This window comes from Marinomonas foliarum (assembly GCF_003337275.1).
Taxonomy (GTDB): domain Bacteria; phylum Pseudomonadota; class Gammaproteobacteria; order Pseudomonadales; family Marinomonadaceae; genus Marinomonas; species Marinomonas foliarum.
In genome coordinates, this window is the sequence record NZ_QPJQ01000005.1 from 52,272 (window position 1) to 69,262 (window position 16,991).

Consider the following 16,991-nt stretch of genomic DNA (forward strand, 5'->3'; position numbering starts at 1 on the left):
GGGCCTCAGTGAATTTGGTTAGGAACAGACAGGGTGAACGGGCGAACTGGGGCACGAAATTCTGTGCCATCATCTGCAAGAAATTGGTAGCTGCCATGCATACTACCAACCACTGTGTCCATCACTGTGCCGCTTGTGTAATGGAAAGATTCCCCAGGCTGTAAATAGGGGTATTCGCCTATGACACCGCTGCCTTTAACCTCTTGAACTTGTTCGTTGCCATTGGTGATGACCCAGTGGCGAGTCTGAAGTTTTGCAGACTCGGTTCCACAGTTAGTAATGGATATATGGTAAGCAAATACATAGCGTGACTCAGCTGGTGTAGATTGGCTTGCTATATATTCTGTTCGAACAGAAACCACGACGTCATATTTTTCCATTCAGCCTTCCTTGTTAAGGACGTAGTTTGTAATTCTAACAAAATCTTCTACATCCAATCGTTCTGGGCGCAGTGTTGGATCGATGTTTACTGCCGCAAAATCATCATTGTCCAGTACCCCTTTATAGTTGTTTCGAAGGGTCTTACGTCGTTGTTGGAAGCCAATTCGAACCATGTCTTCTAGCTTCTTAATATCGTTGACAGGGTGAGGTGGTGTTTTGTAAGGCGTCATTCTAACAATGGCTGAATCGACTTTAGGTGCAGGGTCGAAAGACTCGGGTCCAACAATAAAAAGTGATTCAACAGCGCAGTAATATTGCGCCATGACACTGAGTCGTCCATATAAGCTGTCACCTGGACGTGCGGCCAATCGGTCTACTACTTCTTTTTGTAGCATGAAGTGCATGTCTTCAATAGCGCTAGCTTGGCTTAGTAAATGGAATATTAGAGGCGTTGAAATATTGTAAGGCAAATTACCAACAACTCGAATGGCTTGTTCTTCTGTTCTTAGGGAGGTGAAGTCAAACTTCATCGCATCGGCTTCATGTACCGTAAGGTCAGGGTAGCGGAACAGGTTTACTCTTAGTATAGGAATAAGATCACGGTCAAGCTCAACCACGTCCATGCGCTCAGTGACGCTGATAATTCCTTCCGTTAGGGCCCCTTTACCGGGTCCTATCTCTACGATGCGCTGTCCTTTTTTAGGGCCTATACAGGCGACAATTTTTCGGATGACACCATGATCGTGAAGAAAATTTTGGCCGAATCTTTTTCTGGCTTTATGGGGTTGTGGTTTGCTCATTTAGAAAACTTTTTCGCGTTATTTGCCATGTTAATAGCATGTTGAATGGCCACTTTTAGGCTGCCGTTGCTTGCTTTGCCTGTGCCGGCTAAATCAATCGCCGTGCCGTGGTCTACAGATGTCCGAATAATAGGTAAGCCTAATGTAATATTGACGGCATTACCAAAACCTGAATATTTTAACACAGGTAAGCCTTGATCGTGATACATGGCCAAAGCACAGTCGGCATCATTTAGGTATTTTGGGGTGAAAAGTGTGTCTGCTGGCAAAGGACCAATGAGATTGAGTCCTTCTAGGCGGAGTTTATTGAGTGTTGGGATAATGACGTCGATTTCTTCTCTGCCCAAATGACCGTCTTCGCCAGCATGTGGGTTTAGCCCGCAAACGAGTATCTTGGGTTTTTTGATGCCAAACTTTTCTATTAAATCTTGATTAAGTGCTCTGGTAACAAGGCTAATACTGTCTTTTGTGATCGCAGCTGGTATATCTTTCAGCGGTAAATGAGTGGTAACTAAAGCCACTTTCATCGCTTCGGTTGCTAGCATCATAACAACATGAGGGGACTGGCACTGGGCTTGAAAAAACTCAGTATGTCCAGAGAAGTGTATCCCAGTCTCACATAAAACGCCCTTGTGAACAGGTGGCGTGACAATGGCATCGAACTCTTTTCGTATGCAACCTTCACCAGCTTGCTTAAGTGTTTCTAACACATAGGGCGAGTTGTCGACGTCTAATATGCCCGCTGTAGTGGGCTTTGCTTGCTTTATTGGCAGTACGCTAATAAGGCCTTGCCGATGAGGTGGGGTGTCTTTAGGGTTGCTTAAAGTGTGGATTTCCACACAGATCCCAAGTTTTTGGGCTCTGTCTTTAAGCAATTCTGGATCGGCAAGAATCACTAAGCGCGCAGGGAATGCCTGTTCGCTTAGTGCACTAAGGATAATATCCGGACCAATGCCTGCAGGCTCCCCTGACGTGATGGCAATAACAGGCAATGACTCAAGCAGATCGTTAGGCATTAGGTGACCCTTAATCTTTAATATCTATAAAGGCATCGGCGCGTAATTCATCAAGCCAATTGCCTAACACAATATCTTGCTTTTGTGCTGTTAGGGCGCGTTCTGCATTGCTGCGTTTAACTTTATCGCTAATATCTGCTTCACGGCGACCTTCAACTTGAAGGATATGCCAACCGAATTGTGTTCTAAAAGGCTTGCTCACATCTCCGATGGCTGTTTGGTCCATCATCTCTTCGAATTCTGCGACCATAGTGCCTGGTGTGACCCAGCCTAGGTCTCCACCTTGTAAGGTCGAGCCTTGGTCTTCACTGTATTCCTTGGCTAGTTCAGAGAAATCAGCGCCATTTTGTAGCTTGGTGTAAATTTCTTCAGCGACCGTTTTAGTTTGTGCTATGTTTCTGATTTCATTAGCTCTAATAAGAATATGTCGAGTTTTTGTTTGTTGTTGCAATGTCACATCAGGAGAGCGCTTTTCAATTACCCACAAGAGGTGAAAGCCTGCGTTGCTTTGTAACGGGCCAACAAGTCGACCACTTTGTGAGTCAAGGGCTCGTACGAACAGCGGTGGAAGCTGATTTAATGGTCTCCAGCCTAAATCACCGCCTTCAATAGCGAATTGCCCATCTGAGTTTTCAATCGCTTGTTGAATAAAGTCATCCTCAGTTTGAATCTTTTGTGCGATGGCTTCTACTTTGCTTTTCGCTTGCTCAGAGTTGGTCGCTCGAATCAGTAAGTGGCGCAAATGAACTTGGTCTTTTTCTTTAGTAATACTGGTGTCAGAGCTTAAGTAATCGTTGATCTCTTGGTCTGAAATCACAATGCGCTTTTTGATTATTTCTCTTTTGATGTTGTTGATCAGAATCTCTTGCTCAATTTGTTCTCGGTAGCGTGCGTAGTTAATTCCTTTGCTAGCAAGTACATTTTTCAGCCCTTGAAGGTCCTGATTCATGTTTTTGGCAACACCAAGAATGGCATTGTCGACATCGGAGCTGGAGGCTCTCATACCGACTTTGCGTGCATAGTTTACCTGCAGTGCTTCGTCGATCATTTGGTTTTGAATTTGACGATGAATGTTGTCTGTCATAATGCCGCCAGGAACGCGTTCTTTCACGATTTGGAAGCGGCTTTGGATATCACTCTCTAAAATAGGGCTCGAGTCCACAATGGCAGAAATACCATCGATTTTTGTTGGTGCTGCGTGTAGTGATTGCAAGGGTAATAATGCAAACAGAATAAAAGATAAAAAAGACAACTTCATGATTAATATCCAACGTTTCCTTGGTTCCAATAGTTATCAGCAATATTGGCTTCGCTGTTTGCTCGGCCGGCAGTGCTTAAACCACGTAAAATAAATTGTAAAAAGACACCTCTATCAAATACATTGTCATCATTTAGCCAATCTTGATAGCTAAGCGATACTTTGATACAGCAGTTTTCATAGCCTAAACCTACGATTTCCTTAGTTGAGTCTTCTCGGGTGAAATCATAGGTGTATTGAGTGTACATAGACCAGTTTTGGTTAAGTGGAAATATCGTTCCAATACTGGCTTGTTTGGCGTCATCATCTGGGTCTGTGTTATTAATTGAATACAAATAACTTAGATTAATTTTGACATCTTTTATAGGCTCTATATTGGCAATAAATTGCGCTAAGTTTACCTCGTCGTGATCAATGTTGTAATTCAAATTACCTGTGAGTGTATAGTTATTCCCATTATAATTGGCAGAGGTCAGCAAATCACTGCGCTTGTTTGTATCTATGGGAGTGTACTCGTCAGTATCGCCAATAATACCAACATAGCGATCTTTCAAATAAAAGATCTGCCCTGCTTTAAATGCCCACTTTTCATTATTGTTTTCGTCATATATACGACTTTCTAAGCCAAAGGTTATCTGCTCTGTATCGCCGATGCGGTCATTACCATTAAAACGGCTATGACTAAAGGCTTGTGAGTAAGTTGTGACGGGAAGACTCGCATCAAATTTGGGAACCAAACTTTGTTCTTTATATGGCGAATTTAAATAGTTGATCCTTGGTTCAAGAGTTTGTCTCCAGACATTGTCTTTTATCATTAAGCGTCGCTCAAAGGTGACTGATGAATCTAAGTAACCACTAAGGTGCTCTAATGATTGTTCGCTATTTGAATCTGTACCGTAGTGGTGAAGGCTATAGTCGCGATATTGAGCTATAAAACCTGTTGTTAGGTCCCCCCAAGCATTTTTGAAATTTAGTTTTGAGTCTTGATTGATTACGATACGTTGCCCATCAAAATTATTTTCATCAGGGTCATAGAAGTCGGTATATTGGGTGTCAATTTTATAATCGAGAAAGGTAGTGGCGATTTGGTAAGAGCTATCAATACGAGGCAGCCAATCAAATGGTTTATCAGTGCTGCTATTTGGTGTTTGGTGGGTTAAGTAAGTCGCTTTGTTTAAAAAATTGCCGTTGTTCACCGAAAAGTATGCGCTCTGCTTATAATGGTCTTTCTCGCCAATGGAAGTGCTGTTGGCTTCTGGGAATTTATTGTCTGTTGGGTTTGCCTCTAATAAAAAGCCAGCATTGAAGTGGTCGTTAAATTTTTGTTTAGAGGTTAATTTCAATAGTGTCTGCTCGCCTTCATCATTATCAGAGAAAGTAGACTGTTCATATGTCGTTTGTCCGTAAGGACTTAGATGACGAAACTCTAAGTCTATGCCTTCCCCTTTTTTCTGAATGAACTGAGGTGTAATGGTAGCGTCGTAGTTTGGTGCAATATTCCAGTAGAATGGTGCTGAGAAACTTAGACCGTCTGATCCAGAATAGCCAAATTCAGGAAATAGAAGGCCAGTTTGACGGGTGTCATCTAGTGGAAAGCGTAACCATGGAAAGTAAAAGACCGGTATGCCAGCGATGCGTATTTGCACATGCTTTGCCGTTCCGAATCCACTTTTGGTGTCTAACTCAATTGAGCTTCCATAAAGTTTCCAGCTCTCTTGGGTTGGCTCGCAAGTAGTAAAGAAGCCCTCTTCAATGAAGACTACTCCATCTTGGTCGTTCGACAGCGATTTGGCTGCAACACGAGTACCTGACTGGTGGTTAAGCAGGGTCGCATCATTAAATTCGGTTGTTCCATTGCCGTTATTTGAAATGTAAGCGTTGGAGCTGCGTATTAATTGATTGTTGCCACGTAAGGTGACATTGCCATCGGCGCGATAGTAGTCATCTGGGATGCCTTCAATCGTATCGGCCGATAATGTCGAATTGGGTTGGACGATCTCTGCCGCCCCTTTAAGGTGAATTACCCCATTCTTGTCTCGAACAATCAGATCACCACTTAAGTTTGTTGTTTCGCTGTTAGTGGCTTGCCAGCTGTTAACGTAGCTTCCCTGACAATATTGATTGAGCTGAGTTTGTTGCTCGGCAGTTAGGGATTCTCTGGGTGTCCAGTCCCATTGATCTACTTGCGCATGCGCAATAGGCAATATGAAAAGACTTTGAAAAAATAAGGTGTAGGTGCGTAAATGCTTAAACATGCAGGGTATACTTGTACCAATAGTTATTGTCCGAAATCGGATACTGCCCATAAGCGGGTCCACGTGTTGAGACAAATGATAATCTAAGCAGGCCTATAGGGGCTACCGATTCTGGAGAAATATCTTTATGTGGAAAATTGTTTGTGCAATTTTGGGTTATATATTAGCAGGCTTTTTAGGTGGGTTGCTTGGTTTTATTGTCGGCGGAGTTATTGATAAATCGCAGGCTGGAGGTACTTTCGGTGCGATTCGTAATGGCGCGAATGTTCGCCTTCAGCAAGAAACTTTTTTTCGAACATTATTTCTTTTGATGGGGCGACTGGCCAAATCAGATGGTCAGGTATCTGAAGCTGAGATTCAGTTGGCGCAGTCTGTGATGCAGCGTTTACGATTATCGCCTGCTGCTCAAGAGCAAGCTAGGCAGCTGTTTAACGAAGGTAAATCGGCTAATTTTGATTTGACCGTTGTTTTAGATACGTTTAAGCAAGTGGTTGGTCCAGGAGACTTGACGCGAACATTGTTAGAAGTGCTGTTAGTCTCTGCTTACGCTGATGGGCATTTTAGTGTTGAAGAAAAATCGTTTGTGTCTCAGGTTTGTGCTCATCTTGGTGTAACGGCTGCGGAATTTGAAGCTTTGCATATTCAGGTTAAGCAACAAGCTCATTTTCGACAAGGTTATCAATCTTCTGCGGATAGTGCAGGGTCAAAAGATTTGCTTAAGGCTGCCTATGAAGCTCTTGGTGTGACCGCAGATATGAGTGATGCTGATATTAAAAAGGCTTATCGTCGTTTAATGAGCAAGAATCATCCTGACAAGTTAAGTGCTAAAGGTCTTCCTGATGAAATGATAGAGTTAGCAAAGGAGCGGACTCAGGAAATTCAATCGGCCTATGAAATGGTCAAAAATGCTCGTAAATAGCAAGTAAGGCGAATCTAATATCAATCAACAGGGCTTTTATAAAAAAGCCCTTTTTTTATGTTGGGAAGCCGCTTTTGCTGCGTTATTTGGGTGGTATTTTGTTTTAGAAAACCACGTACGCGCTGAATGAGTAATTGTTTGCTGTTTTTGCCAGTGACTCTGTCTGGTATTGCGTCTAGTTGAATATAATCAATATCGCCTTCTGTCCTTTGGTTTGCAGCTTGTTTTCGCCAAGTAGCAAACCGCTCACTGCCATTGTTGTTTATGTAATAGTCCAGCGTTGGTTTAGCTATCTGGCGAATTTGCTGGGCGTTAGCGTAATCTGACATTGTGGTAGGCGATTCAATATCGACTAGTACTAACGCTTCGCCTGACTCTGGGTTGTTAGCTAAAAATGCAAGGGCGTAACTAGCACCAGTTTTGTAGCCAAGTAATACAAATTGCTCGATACCATCTGCCCTAGCCATATTCATAGCTGCTTCAATTCTTGCAAAGGTATTGGCTTGGTCTGGTAGCTCTAATGAGTCTTGATTATTTATATTGTCTGTTGAGATGATCTGTACAGGCGCTGCACGTTTTATGATATCCGGCACTTCTATGGCCAGCGTGCACCAACTATATTCTGGCAGCGCATTGCGCAATGGGGCAATAGCATCTGGCCAGTCAGGGTGTTCATTGTCCGAATGCAGTAAAATGACGCAGCCTTGTGTAGAGGGGGTCAGCGATGGATTGTATAGAGTTAAAAAAGACTCACCATTTGCTTCCAAGGTTTGTATTTGGTGGTCTAACTGTCTTAAAGCCAAAGAGCTTTTTAAATGCTCTATTCGCGATGCTTGTGGTTTAGGAAGGATGTATTCTTGGTCTGCCGCTTGTGGGGATGCGGGTTCAGGATTAGCATTATCGCCTGAAACTTGTGGCTCTTCCGCCAATAGGACAGGCGTGTTCAAGGAAAGAAGTGCAATGATAACGTAGAGTATGGCATTAATTTTCTTCATTGTTTTTCAATACTTCTTATAAAGGCCTTGTTAAAATGCGGTCTACATTTTCATTATGAGACCTTTATTGTGTCACTGCTGGAGTCAGATATGAATGATTTTATCATCGCCCCTTCTATCCTTTCTGCCGATTTCGCTCGATTAGGCGAAGAGGTCGACAATGTATTGAAGGCCGGAGCCGATATCATACACTTTGATGTGATGGATAATCATTATGTTCCTAATTTAACGATTGGTCCTATGGTCTGTAAAGCTCTGAGAAAACATGGTGTGACCGCAGAAATTGATGTTCATTTGATGGTGAAGCCTGTTGATCGAATGATCGGTGATTTTATTGAAGCTGGTGCTTCTATCATTACTTTTCATCCAGAAGCCAGTGAGCACATTGATCGCTCATTGCAGATGATTAAAGATGGTGGCTGCAAAGCCGGTCTAGTTTTTAATCCAGCAACCCCTCTACATTATTTAAAGCATGTGTTAGATAAGATTGATATGGTTTTATTAATGTCAGTTAACCCAGGGTTTGGGGGGCAGTCTTTTATTCCAGGTACTTTGGATAAGCTGCGTGAAGCTCGTGCTTTGATTGACGCCAGTGGCTACGACATTCGTCTTGAAGTAGATGGCGGCGTTAGTGAGAAGAATATTGCAGAGATAGCCCGAGCCGGTGCGGACACTTTTGTTGCGGGCTCGGCTATTTTTGGCAAAGAGGATTACAAGGCTGTTATTGATACCATGCGCAAAGAATTAGCGAGTGTATGTTAATGAAAACACCTAGCTATTTTTCAAAATGGTTTGAAGGTTGGCCTGAGCTGGTTTGTCTAGATCTTGATGGAACCTTGGTTGATAGCGTTCCTGATATTGCTGGCGCGGTAGATGCTTTTTTGGCTGAGTTTGGAGCTCCGCTTGCAGGTGAAGAGCGAGTTCGAGGTTGGGTTGGCTTTGGTTCGGTCAAATTGATTGAGCAGGCTCTTGAGTGGGCACAAGTTGATCCTGCTAAGCGGGAAGAGGCGTATCGTATTTTTCTAACGCACTATCATGCCCATTTGATAGATGGGACGAAGCTGTATCCAAACGTTAAAGCCTTGCTAAAGGCTCTTAAACATAATGGTGTGCCAGTGGCTTTAATTACTAATAAGCCCAGTGCTTTTGTGAAGCCTATGTTGGATCATTTCGAACTCACTGAGCAATTTGGTTGGCTGTTGGGGGGCGACACCTTAGAAGAGAAAAAGCCATCCGCTATGCCTTTACTGCATTGCAGTGAGTCTATTGAGGCTTTGCCTGAAAACTGCCTAATGATCGGGGATTCCATTACAGATTTTAAGGCCGCAAATAATGCTGGCTTTAAGTGCGCCTTGGTGACCTATGGTTATCATCAAGGTGTTGATCTTGCTGGATTAGGAGCTGATGCGATCATTGATGATTTAGCCGAGTTGTTGGTCTGATTTAATCTTTGGTGAGAAAAATAAAGGGGCCACACTGTTTTAAGTTTGGCCCTTTTTTTGTGCTTAAGTTTGTATCTTGATGGATTATTTTGAGTTCTGCTTGTTCGCAGACTGTTTTGTTGATTCTTGTTCTCTCTGTGACTGCTTTGCTGAATTTTGCTCAGGTGAGTTTGTTTGCTCTGACAACAGTGTCATTTGACTATCATTCGCCATATGAACCGTATGGGTCGGAAACGCAACTTCAGCGTCATGTGATTCAATAATCTGCATGGCTTTGAAAAGTACATCCTGTTTAACGTCATGAAAAGTTCGCCAATCTACGGTTTTTGTGTAAGCGTAAATGAAGAAGTCTAGAGATGATGGGCCGAATTGGTTGAAATTCACCATATAGATTTCGTTGGTGTCTAGATCTTCATGGTTGGAAATCATCTCTTTTATCTCAGATAGGATAGTTGAAAGAAGGCTAAAATCACAATAGCGGACACCGATCGTCTCGTTGATACGGCGATGAGACATACGAGATGGGTTTTCGACTGAAATTAACGAAAAAGTCGAATTAGGAACATATAAAGGGCGTTTATCAAAGGTGCGAATACGGGTTTGGCGCCAGCCTATGTGCTCTACGGTTCCTTCAATGTTTTTGTCAGGGGAGCGAACCCAGTCGCCAATAGCAAAGGGGCGATCTAAGTAAACCATTAACCCGCCAAAGAAGTTGGCCAGTAAATCTTTTGCGGCAAAGCCTACGGCAATACCACCAACACCGCCAAATGCTAATACCCCAGAAATGCTGTAACCTAGAGTCTGTAGCGCTACTAACACGGCAGTAATAATGATGGTTGCGCGTAAGAGCTTGCTGATTGCGCTAGCGGTTGTGTAATCAACCTTGTTAGCGATTTTATTCGAGCTTGTTAAGGTGCGCTCGCTTTCGGAGATGCAGCGTAAAATGAACCAAGTTAGTAGGGCAATAATGCCGACTTCACGGGTCGCCTTAATGAAAGATATGAAGTTAGGGTCTAGCTCTTTACCAGATATCTCTGCCGCGACACTTAACCCTGCTAACCATATGAATACACCGATTGGCTTTTGTGCTGCGTGAATTAAAACGTTGTCCCAAGGTGTTTTGGTCTTTTCTAGCTGTTTATCTATGCGCATTAAAATGCGAGTGGCAATAAAGTTGATGGTGAGAGTGATTAGTACCACTAAAAAGACTCGAACGATCCAGTGCATCTTAGTATCACCAAGACCTAAATATACTTGCATTGTTTCCCAGTTCATTTTTATTACTCTATATCTTTTATGTTCGTGAATGGCTTGGATTAAATGTTAGGCCTGTTGCGTTAAATAAGTAATAAGGTTCCTAGCCCTAAGAAGGCAACAAACCCCGCGATGTCTGTTACCGTAGTTAAAATAACGGAGCCAGAAAGAGCGGGATCAATACGTAGTTTGTCCAGTAGTACTGGGATTAAAACGCCTGATAAGGCAGCCATGATTATATTGACGATAATGGCTAAGCCGATCACCATGCCAAGCATTGGGCTTTCGAACCACCATAAGGTGACTACGCCAATGACAATGGCCCACAATATACCGTTTAGACTGCCGACTTTTAACTCTTTGGATAATAGTGACTTTAAATTGCTGCGAGTAATCTGTCCAAGTGCTAAGCCTCGGACAATTAGCGTGAGAGTCTGGCTACCAGCGATACCGCCCATAGAGGCAACAACAGGCATTAATACCGCCAGTGCAACAACTTGTTGCAGGGTGGCTTCAAACAGCCCGATAAAAGCCGAAGCTAGGAATGCGGTTAGCAAATTGATGCCAAGCCAGATTCCACGGGTTGCGGCGCTGCGTTTTACTGGTGCAAATAGGTCAGATTCTTCGTTCAGACCTGCGGTCGACATCTGCTGTGCTTCATGCTCTAAACGCCAAGTTTCCATGGCGAGCCCTGCGTGAAAGCGACCTAATAAAATTTGGTTGTCATCCACAACGGGTAGAGCAGAAAGTGATGAGCGTTCAAGTTGCTCCGAGGCTTTTGTAAGTTCGGTGCTAGCGTTGATGAATGAGCATTCTTCATCAATTAGACTAGAGATAGCTTCATGGCCTTGAGCTTTAAATAGTTGGTCGAATTTTACGCAACCAACCCAGCGCCCTGTTCTATTCACCAGATAAATCATGTCTGTGTAATTTGGTGTGCTTTTTTTTAGGAGCCTCATTACTTCAGAAGTCCGAATGGACTGAGATGCAATCAATAACTCGTGATCGATCCAACGACCAACAACGTCATCATCGTAAACGATACCTTGTTGGTAATATTCACGTTGCTTGGTGTCCATTTGCTTCAGCGCAATGTCTACGAGTCGATCTGGTAGAGAATCGGTTATTTCAAGTAAATCTTCCGCATCAACATCTGTGAACAGTGTTTCTATCTCTGAATCATCAAGCTCCTTGAGCAATAGTTGACGAGATTCGCCACGCATCTCAACTAGGATGTCCAGTCGATTGGCTTGTTTGATGTTTGCCCATGCTTGTCGTCGTTGCACAAGTGGTATGGATTCAAGTGCTAGCGCTACATCGTCTGGCGTTAGCTCTGAAATAGCGTTGTTAACGGACTCGGGAGAGTGTTCGTCATGAATGAGGGTTTCTATGAGGGCGGCGACTTGGCTATGCACAGAGCATCCTTAAAACACTGAAAAATGATATTTACAATAACATGCTTTTTAGTGTCTGACATAGCTGAGCGTAGATCAAGCAAGACTTTGTTTTTACAAGATTTTATTGAAAACCTTTCATATTTTTGAATAACTTTGTCAAATTGTGATGATTAATTCCTCGGCTGGGGTGCTGTTTGGGTGACTTTGAGAGTACGCTCTGGCGAGACAGGATCTTTCTGACAGTGTAGAATTTAGCGCACTTAAAATGCAGGTTCGTGTTACTTGTAAATGTGTTTTGTTTTTTGTGCCAGTTTCTGCGGATTATGGCATTGGTATAGGTCAGCATTATTTTATAGGCGCGTCCCTTCTTTATGTTATTGATGATCGATAATTATGATTCTTTTACTTACAACCTTGTGCAGTATTTTCGTGAGTTGGGTGCGGATGTGCGAGTGTTTCGTAATGACGAAATTAGTGTTGAGGAAATTGAGCGCCTTGCGCCTTCTCATTTGGTGATCTCTCCGGGCCCTTGTACGCCAAATGAAGCGGGGGTTTCTATGCCTGCAATAGCGGCATTTGCAGGAAAAATTCCTATATTGGGCATTTGCTTAGGCCATCAAAGTATTGGTCAGGTCTTTGGTGGGGAGGTGATTCGTGCTAAAAATGTCATGCATGGCAAAACATCCTTGATTTACCATCAAAATACCTCGGTATTTTCTGGATTGCCAAACCCTCAAACCGCAACACGTTATCATTCTTTAGTGGTGTCTGCTGACTCTTTGCCGGACTGCCTTGAAGTGACGGCGTGGAGTCAAAATGCGGCTGGTGAACGAGATGAAATTATGGGGATTCGACACAAAACGCTTGCCGTTGAAGGGGTGCAGTTTCATCCTGAGTCGATTCTGACAGAGTCAGGTCATGCTTTGTTGGCCAATTTCTTAACGCGATAGTTTTAACAAGATAGGAGAGGCTGGTGGATATTCAAAGAGCAATTGCTGCAGTTGTTGAGCGCCATGATTTGAGCGGCGACGAGATGCGAATAGTGATGAATGACATCATGACGGGAAAGGCCACTCCAGCACAAATAGGCGGTTTTTTAATTGGCCTTAGAATGAAAGGTGAGACTGTCGAAGAGATTACGGCAGCAGCGCAGGTGATGCGAGAATTATCCAGCAAGGTAAACTTGAACCTTGAGCATGTTGTTGACACTTGTGGTACGGGTGGCGACGGTGGGAATTTGTTTAATGTGTCTACCGCGTCTGCTTTTGTTGTTGCTGCGGCTGGCGGTAAAGTGGCAAAGCATGGTGGCCGCTCTGTTTCTTCTAAGTCTGGTAGTGCTGATGTGCTTGAGCAGGCTGGTATTTACCTTGGACTCAATGCGGAGCAAGTTTGCCGTTGTGTTGAAGAAATTGGTTTGGGCTTTATGTTTGCCCCTAATCATCACTCTGCGATGAAGTACGCAGTGGGGCCTCGAAAAGAGATGGCGGCACGTACTATTTTTAATTTGCTTGGCCCTCTAACAAATCCTGCAAATGCAAAGTGCCAGGTAATGGGAGTGTTTCACCAAAAATGGGTTCGTCCTATTGCTGAGGTGTTAAAGGCTTTGGGTAGTGAGCATGTTATGGTTGTGCATTCAGAAGATGGTTTGGATGAGATTAGTATTGCTGCCCCAACCTATGTAGCAGAGCTAAAAAATGGGGAAATTCTAGAATATAAGATCTCTCCTGAAGATTTTGGTATCCCTTTACAATCAATTGATTCGATTCAGGCTGTAGATGCGACGGAAAGCTTAGCTTTAGTGAAAATGGCATTGGATGGCAAGGGGAAAATTAATCCCGCTAGAGATATTGTGGCTCTTAATGCTGGTGCGGCAATTTATGTCTCTGGTATTGCAGACACGTTAGCTGAAGGTGTGAATATTGCGGAAGATGTGATTGGTGGTGGTACGGCCAAAGTTAAAATGTCTGAGCTTGCTAGTTTCACGCGTTGTTTTATGAGTTCTGACTCACTGTAGAAAATAGGAGCAGTAGCCTAATGCAAATAGAAACCCCGACAATTCTTAAGAAAATTGTGGAGCGAAAGTATGAGGAGATTGCTGAGCGTAAATCTCATACGCCGTATGGAAACTTAGAGGTCGCGGCCTCAGTAGCAAATGTTCATAACGCGCCACGTGGCTTTGCTCAAGCCTTAAGGCATAAAGTTGCCATAGGAAAAGCGGGTGTCATTGCAGAAATTAAGCAAGCCTCGCCTAGCAAAGGAATTATACGCGCCCCCTTTATTCCTGCCGATATTGCTCGTTCCTATGAGCGATCTGGAGCAGCTTGTTTATCTGTTTTGACAGACAGTGACTTTTTTAAAGGGCATGAAGATTACCTAGTGGAAGCTCGTGCAGCTTGTAAGCTGCCAGTGATTCGAAAAGACTTTATTGTCGACGAATATCAGGTGTTAGAAGCGAGGGCGATAGGTGCTGACTGCATTCTTTTAATTGCAGCTTGCCTTGATGGTGAGAAATTGCGTGAGCTGGATCGAATGGCGCGAGATCTTGGAATGGATGTGCTTGTTGAAGTACACAATCGCCCTGAATTGGAATTGGCTCTGGAGTACACTGAGACAGAGTTGTTTGGTATTAATAACCGTGATTTACATACGTTTGAGCTTAGTTTGAATCACACGTTTGAATTGATGGGTAGTGTGCCTTCCGATCGTCTTATTGTTACGGAAAGTGGAATCCATACTCGAGATGATGTTGCGATCATGCGTGAAAAAGGCATTCATGCCTTTTTGGTTGGTGAGGCCTTTATGCGTGCTGACGATCCAGGTGAAAAATTGGCAGAACTGTTTCAGTCTTAGTGGTGATGGTTTTAGTCTTGGCAAATTGAAGTAGGGTTGAATAATGAAGACAAATGTAAGTTGGCAAGAAGATGTGCATTTTACCGCTGAAACTGGCTCTGGTTTTAAAATAGAGATTGATGGTAATCAGACTGCTGGGCCAAGACCAATGGAGCTTTTACTTGCAGGTTTGGGTGGCTGTACTTCTTATGATGTAGTTGGGATTCTTAAAAAAGCCCGTCAAGATGTGACGTCATGTGTGGCTCAAATTGATGCGGATCGAGCGGATGCAGTTCCGGCTGTATTCACAGAGATTCGAGTGCATTTTGTTGTGACAGGTCGCAACTTAAAAGAAAGCGTGGTGGCGCGTGCAGTGAAATTATCGGCTGAGGAATATTGCTCTGCTTCTTTGATGTTAGAAAAAGGCGGAGTGAAGATAGTTCATAGTTTTGAAGTGGTTGAAGCTGAGTAAGACGACAAACTAAAAGCGTGGATTTAGAAAGAGCCGTAAGGCTCTTTTTTTGTGTCAGTTTCTAGATGTTTGGTGTCCCCACCAGGACTCGAACCTGGAATAGCTGCTTAGGAGGCGGCCGGTATATCCTGTTTACCTATGAGGACGTATTTGAAGAAGTGTTTTATACATTATTTGGGTTTGGAATACAAATGTATGGTCAATACGATGTTGATTTGTATGGTTTTTTACGCTCTACCAAGTGTGTGTTTGCTACTTATTGGGTGTGTCGAGCCTCTGGAGGTATAGACTTTATTTTTAGTGCTGTGGCCCTGTAGTAATTCAAAAAGATGCTTATTACGCTTTTGAAGTGTGTTGAGTACGCGTGCGTTAGTGTTGTTCTTGGTTTTGCACTTGTTGAGGAGTTCTTCGCACTCTTGCATGAGTAGGCGTACATTATCTAATGAACTGTCTTGAAGGTTAAGCCAGCTTTTAAATTCTTCTTCGGTTGGTTTTTTTCGGTCTACGATGTCAAATTTAATGAGAATGTTGACTCTTGTCTCATTAAGTTGATTCATTTCATCAAGGAGGGTTTGTTTCTGTTCCGCTATGCTAATGATGGTATCGCTGTCTAATTCGCCATAAGCAGAGCGTTCTTCATCAAGAAGCGCAGATAGTTTTTCTAATACCTCTTTGCTTCTGATGAATATTGGGGCGATAGGAATCATAAGGCAAACCGTTTGCTCGATGCATTGAGTTCATAGCTTAGAATAATGAATCCATAGAAGCCATGTTATTTGCTAACTTTTGCGTGTCGATTTTGTACTCGCCAGAAGCTATTGCGCTTTTAATTTGCTCTACTTTATCCATATCAACATCTGGTAAGTTGTTGATTTTAGATTGCTGGCTCTGTAGCGTTTGAGCTGTACCGCTTAATTTCACGGTATCTTCAGCAAGTGTGCCACCGCTTTGTACTGGGGTGTTTTTTGCTGTTACATTGCCCGCTACATCGTCTTTCTGCGATCGCTCACTTTTGTTTATCGTGTTCTGATTTGATAGACCTGTAAAATGTATTGCCATTGGGTTTTCCGCCCTTAAATAATTTGCCTGTCTATATTGTCGGCAGAGTCTAGAAGAACTTTAGTAAAAACTTTGGTGTAAAGAGTTTATAAGTTAAGCTGCCGAATAATCCTTATTCAATAGTTTACAAGAACTTCACTGTTAGTTACAACTTTGCCGTATATAATTCGTTCAGAACTTGTATTTTTAACTCGAATTTGTTGGCCTTTTACACCATTTTCTAAAGCAACGCCGTTCATCCTTACTATAATAGTGCCACTGCTTGCGGTAATGAGTACAAGGTCTCCTTTTTTTACCAGGGTTGGCAGGCTAGTTAGGTCATCTGTAATAAAGGTGTTGATCCGTAGGTTTCGAGAGGCAATGAGGCCGTAAGGTGGCTTTTTTAGTGTGAAGACATCGCCTCTTAGGGTGGATATGTCGACCTCGCCAACATCTGTGTTGGATTGGCTGATAACTTGTCCGCGGTTTATTGGTGTGGTGGTCTTGATCGCGGGGATCGAGATACTTTGTGTAACTGGTATGTAGGATTTCCAAGTTGGTGATTGGCAACTTATTTCATAGTTTGTACGTTTGATAGCGTCTGGTCGTTGATTATTTATTTGAATTGATCCACTTTCGCAGTCCGGCAGATAGTTTAAAGCGGCGAGGTTGTTTAGTGAAATACTGATGGCTGCATCAGGGTATATTTCTGACAATCGAGGAATCTCTACTTGGTTGATATAGAGGTTAATTTGCTCTTCTATGGAGGCTGCAAAAGTTAAACCTGCTTGGAAACAAATGAAGGCTATACTTAGCCTTATGATTCGCATGATTCGCTCTCTTTGTTTATTATTGCGTGATTAGTAAGATAGTTAGTAAAAAAATCGAATTCACTTTATCATCGGACGATGCATTTTAACAATTTTGAGGTAATA

18 protein-coding genes and 1 tRNA gene are annotated in these 16,991 nt (G+C 43.0%); 7 read left to right on the forward strand and 12 right to left on the reverse strand.

Features of this window, described 5'->3' with window-relative positions; all coding sequences use genetic code 11:
- Positions 1 to 5: 5 nt before the first annotated feature.
- Genes apaG through DFP77_RS03895 form a run of 5 tightly spaced genes read right to left on the reverse strand, consistent with a single transcriptional unit; the run spans position 6 to position 5,710 of the window.
- Complete coding sequence (gene apaG / locus DFP77_RS03875) at positions 6 to 380, reverse strand: Co2+/Mg2+ efflux facilitator ApaG/CorD (protein WP_114410979.1); 375 nt, start codon at positions 378 to 380, stop codon at positions 6 to 8.
- Positions 381 to 1,181, reverse strand: a complete 801-nt coding sequence (gene rsmA, locus DFP77_RS03880) for a 16S rRNA (adenine(1518)-N(6)/adenine(1519)-N(6))-dimethyltransferase RsmA (RefSeq protein WP_114410980.1) — start codon at positions 1,179 to 1,181, stop codon at positions 381 to 383.
- Complete coding sequence (pdxA, locus tag DFP77_RS03885; protein ID WP_114410981.1) at positions 1,178 to 2,197, reverse strand: 4-hydroxythreonine-4-phosphate dehydrogenase PdxA; 1,020 nt, start codon at positions 2,195 to 2,197, stop codon at positions 1,178 to 1,180. Before pdxA ends, rsmA begins: the two co-directional genes overlap by 4 nt.
- 10 nt (positions 2,198 to 2,207) lie before the next feature.
- Complete coding sequence (locus DFP77_RS03890; protein ID WP_114410982.1) at positions 2,208 to 3,455, reverse strand: peptidylprolyl isomerase; 1,248 nt, start codon at positions 3,453 to 3,455, stop codon at positions 2,208 to 2,210.
- Between the two features lie 2 nt (positions 3,456 to 3,457).
- A complete protein-coding gene (locus DFP77_RS03895; protein WP_114410983.1) occupies positions 3,458 to 5,710 on the reverse strand; it encodes an LPS-assembly protein LptD in 2,253 nt (750 codons plus the stop codon).
- Positions 5,711 to 5,837: 127 nt separating this feature from the next.
- Between DFP77_RS03895 and djlA the strand changes: the two genes are divergently transcribed.
- The gene (djlA, locus tag DFP77_RS03900; protein ID WP_114410984.1) at positions 5,838 to 6,629 is read left to right on the forward strand and encodes a co-chaperone DjlA; all 792 of its coding nucleotides are present in this window, start codon (positions 5,838 to 5,840) and stop codon (positions 6,627 to 6,629) included.
- A 20-nt stretch (positions 6,630 to 6,649) separates the two neighbouring features.
- Here the strand turns inward: djlA and DFP77_RS03905 are convergent, their stop codons facing one another.
- A complete protein-coding gene (locus DFP77_RS03905; RefSeq protein ID WP_114410985.1) occupies positions 6,650 to 7,624 on the reverse strand; it encodes a DUF3530 family protein in 975 nt (324 codons plus the stop codon).
- Between the two features lie 90 nt (positions 7,625 to 7,714).
- Here DFP77_RS03905 and rpe point away from each other — a divergent pair, with 90 nt between their 5' ends.
- On the forward strand, positions 7,715 to 8,386 hold the full coding sequence (gene rpe, locus DFP77_RS03910; RefSeq protein WP_114410986.1) for a ribulose-phosphate 3-epimerase: 672 nt from the start codon (positions 7,715 to 7,717) through the stop codon (positions 8,384 to 8,386).
- Positions 8,380 to 9,066, forward strand: a complete 687-nt coding sequence (locus DFP77_RS03915; RefSeq protein ID WP_258861061.1) for a phosphoglycolate phosphatase — start codon at positions 8,380 to 8,382, stop codon at positions 9,064 to 9,066. The genes rpe and DFP77_RS03915 overlap by 7 nt, the downstream gene beginning before the upstream one ends.
- 84 nt (positions 9,067 to 9,150) lie before the next feature.
- On the opposite strand, the gene DFP77_RS03920 is transcribed toward DFP77_RS03915, so the two are convergent.
- Positions 9,151 to 10,341, reverse strand: coding sequence for a mechanosensitive ion channel family protein (locus tag DFP77_RS03920; RefSeq protein ID WP_181858492.1), 1,191 nt, complete (start codon positions 10,339 to 10,341; stop codon positions 9,151 to 9,153).
- A gap of 62 nt (positions 10,342 to 10,403) precedes the next feature.
- Complete coding sequence (locus DFP77_RS03925) at positions 10,404 to 11,735, reverse strand: magnesium transporter (protein WP_114410987.1); 1,332 nt, start codon at positions 11,733 to 11,735, stop codon at positions 10,404 to 10,406.
- A gap of 353 nt (positions 11,736 to 12,088) precedes the next feature.
- On the opposite strand from DFP77_RS03925, the gene DFP77_RS03930 reads away from it, so the two are divergent.
- From DFP77_RS03930 to DFP77_RS03945, 4 genes are read left to right on the forward strand one after another with little or no spacing between them, the layout of a single operon-like run.
- Positions 12,089 to 12,667 (forward strand): anthranilate synthase component II, encoded by a 579-nt coding sequence (locus tag DFP77_RS03930; protein ID WP_114410988.1) that lies wholly within the window; start codon positions 12,089 to 12,091, stop codon positions 12,665 to 12,667.
- A gap of 23 nt (positions 12,668 to 12,690) precedes the next feature.
- Positions 12,691 to 13,731 carry an anthranilate phosphoribosyltransferase gene (gene trpD / locus DFP77_RS03935; protein ID WP_114410989.1) on the forward strand — a complete coding sequence of 347 codons (1,041 nt, stop codon included), beginning with the start codon at positions 12,691 to 12,693 and terminating at the stop codon, positions 13,729 to 13,731.
- A 20-nt stretch (positions 13,732 to 13,751) separates the two neighbouring features.
- Entirely contained in the window at positions 13,752 to 14,567 is an 816-nt protein-coding gene (gene trpC / locus DFP77_RS03940; RefSeq protein ID WP_114410990.1) for an indole-3-glycerol phosphate synthase TrpC, read from the forward strand.
- Between the two features lie 43 nt (positions 14,568 to 14,610).
- Complete coding sequence (locus DFP77_RS03945; protein ID WP_110575287.1) at positions 14,611 to 15,018, forward strand: OsmC family protein; 408 nt, start codon at positions 14,611 to 14,613, stop codon at positions 15,016 to 15,018.
- Between the two features lie 70 nt (positions 15,019 to 15,088).
- Here DFP77_RS03945 and DFP77_RS03950 read toward each other — a convergent pair.
- From DFP77_RS03950 to flgA, 4 genes are all read right to left on the reverse strand, one after another.
- Positions 15,089 to 15,164: transfer RNA gene (locus tag DFP77_RS03950), tRNA-Arg, on the reverse strand.
- Between the two features lie 81 nt (positions 15,165 to 15,245).
- The gene (locus DFP77_RS03955) at positions 15,246 to 15,725 is read right to left on the reverse strand and encodes a flagella synthesis protein FlgN (RefSeq protein ID WP_114410991.1); all 480 of its coding nucleotides are present in this window, start codon (positions 15,723 to 15,725) and stop codon (positions 15,246 to 15,248) included.
- A 37-nt stretch (positions 15,726 to 15,762) separates the two neighbouring features.
- The gene (gene flgM / locus DFP77_RS03960) at positions 15,763 to 16,077 is read right to left on the reverse strand and encodes a flagellar biosynthesis anti-sigma factor FlgM (protein ID WP_114410992.1); all 315 of its coding nucleotides are present in this window, start codon (positions 16,075 to 16,077) and stop codon (positions 15,763 to 15,765) included.
- Between the two features lie 116 nt (positions 16,078 to 16,193).
- Complete coding sequence (flgA, locus tag DFP77_RS03965; RefSeq protein WP_114410993.1) at positions 16,194 to 16,886, reverse strand: flagellar basal body P-ring formation chaperone FlgA; 693 nt, start codon at positions 16,884 to 16,886, stop codon at positions 16,194 to 16,196.
- Between the last annotated feature and the right edge of the window lie 105 nt (positions 16,887 to 16,991).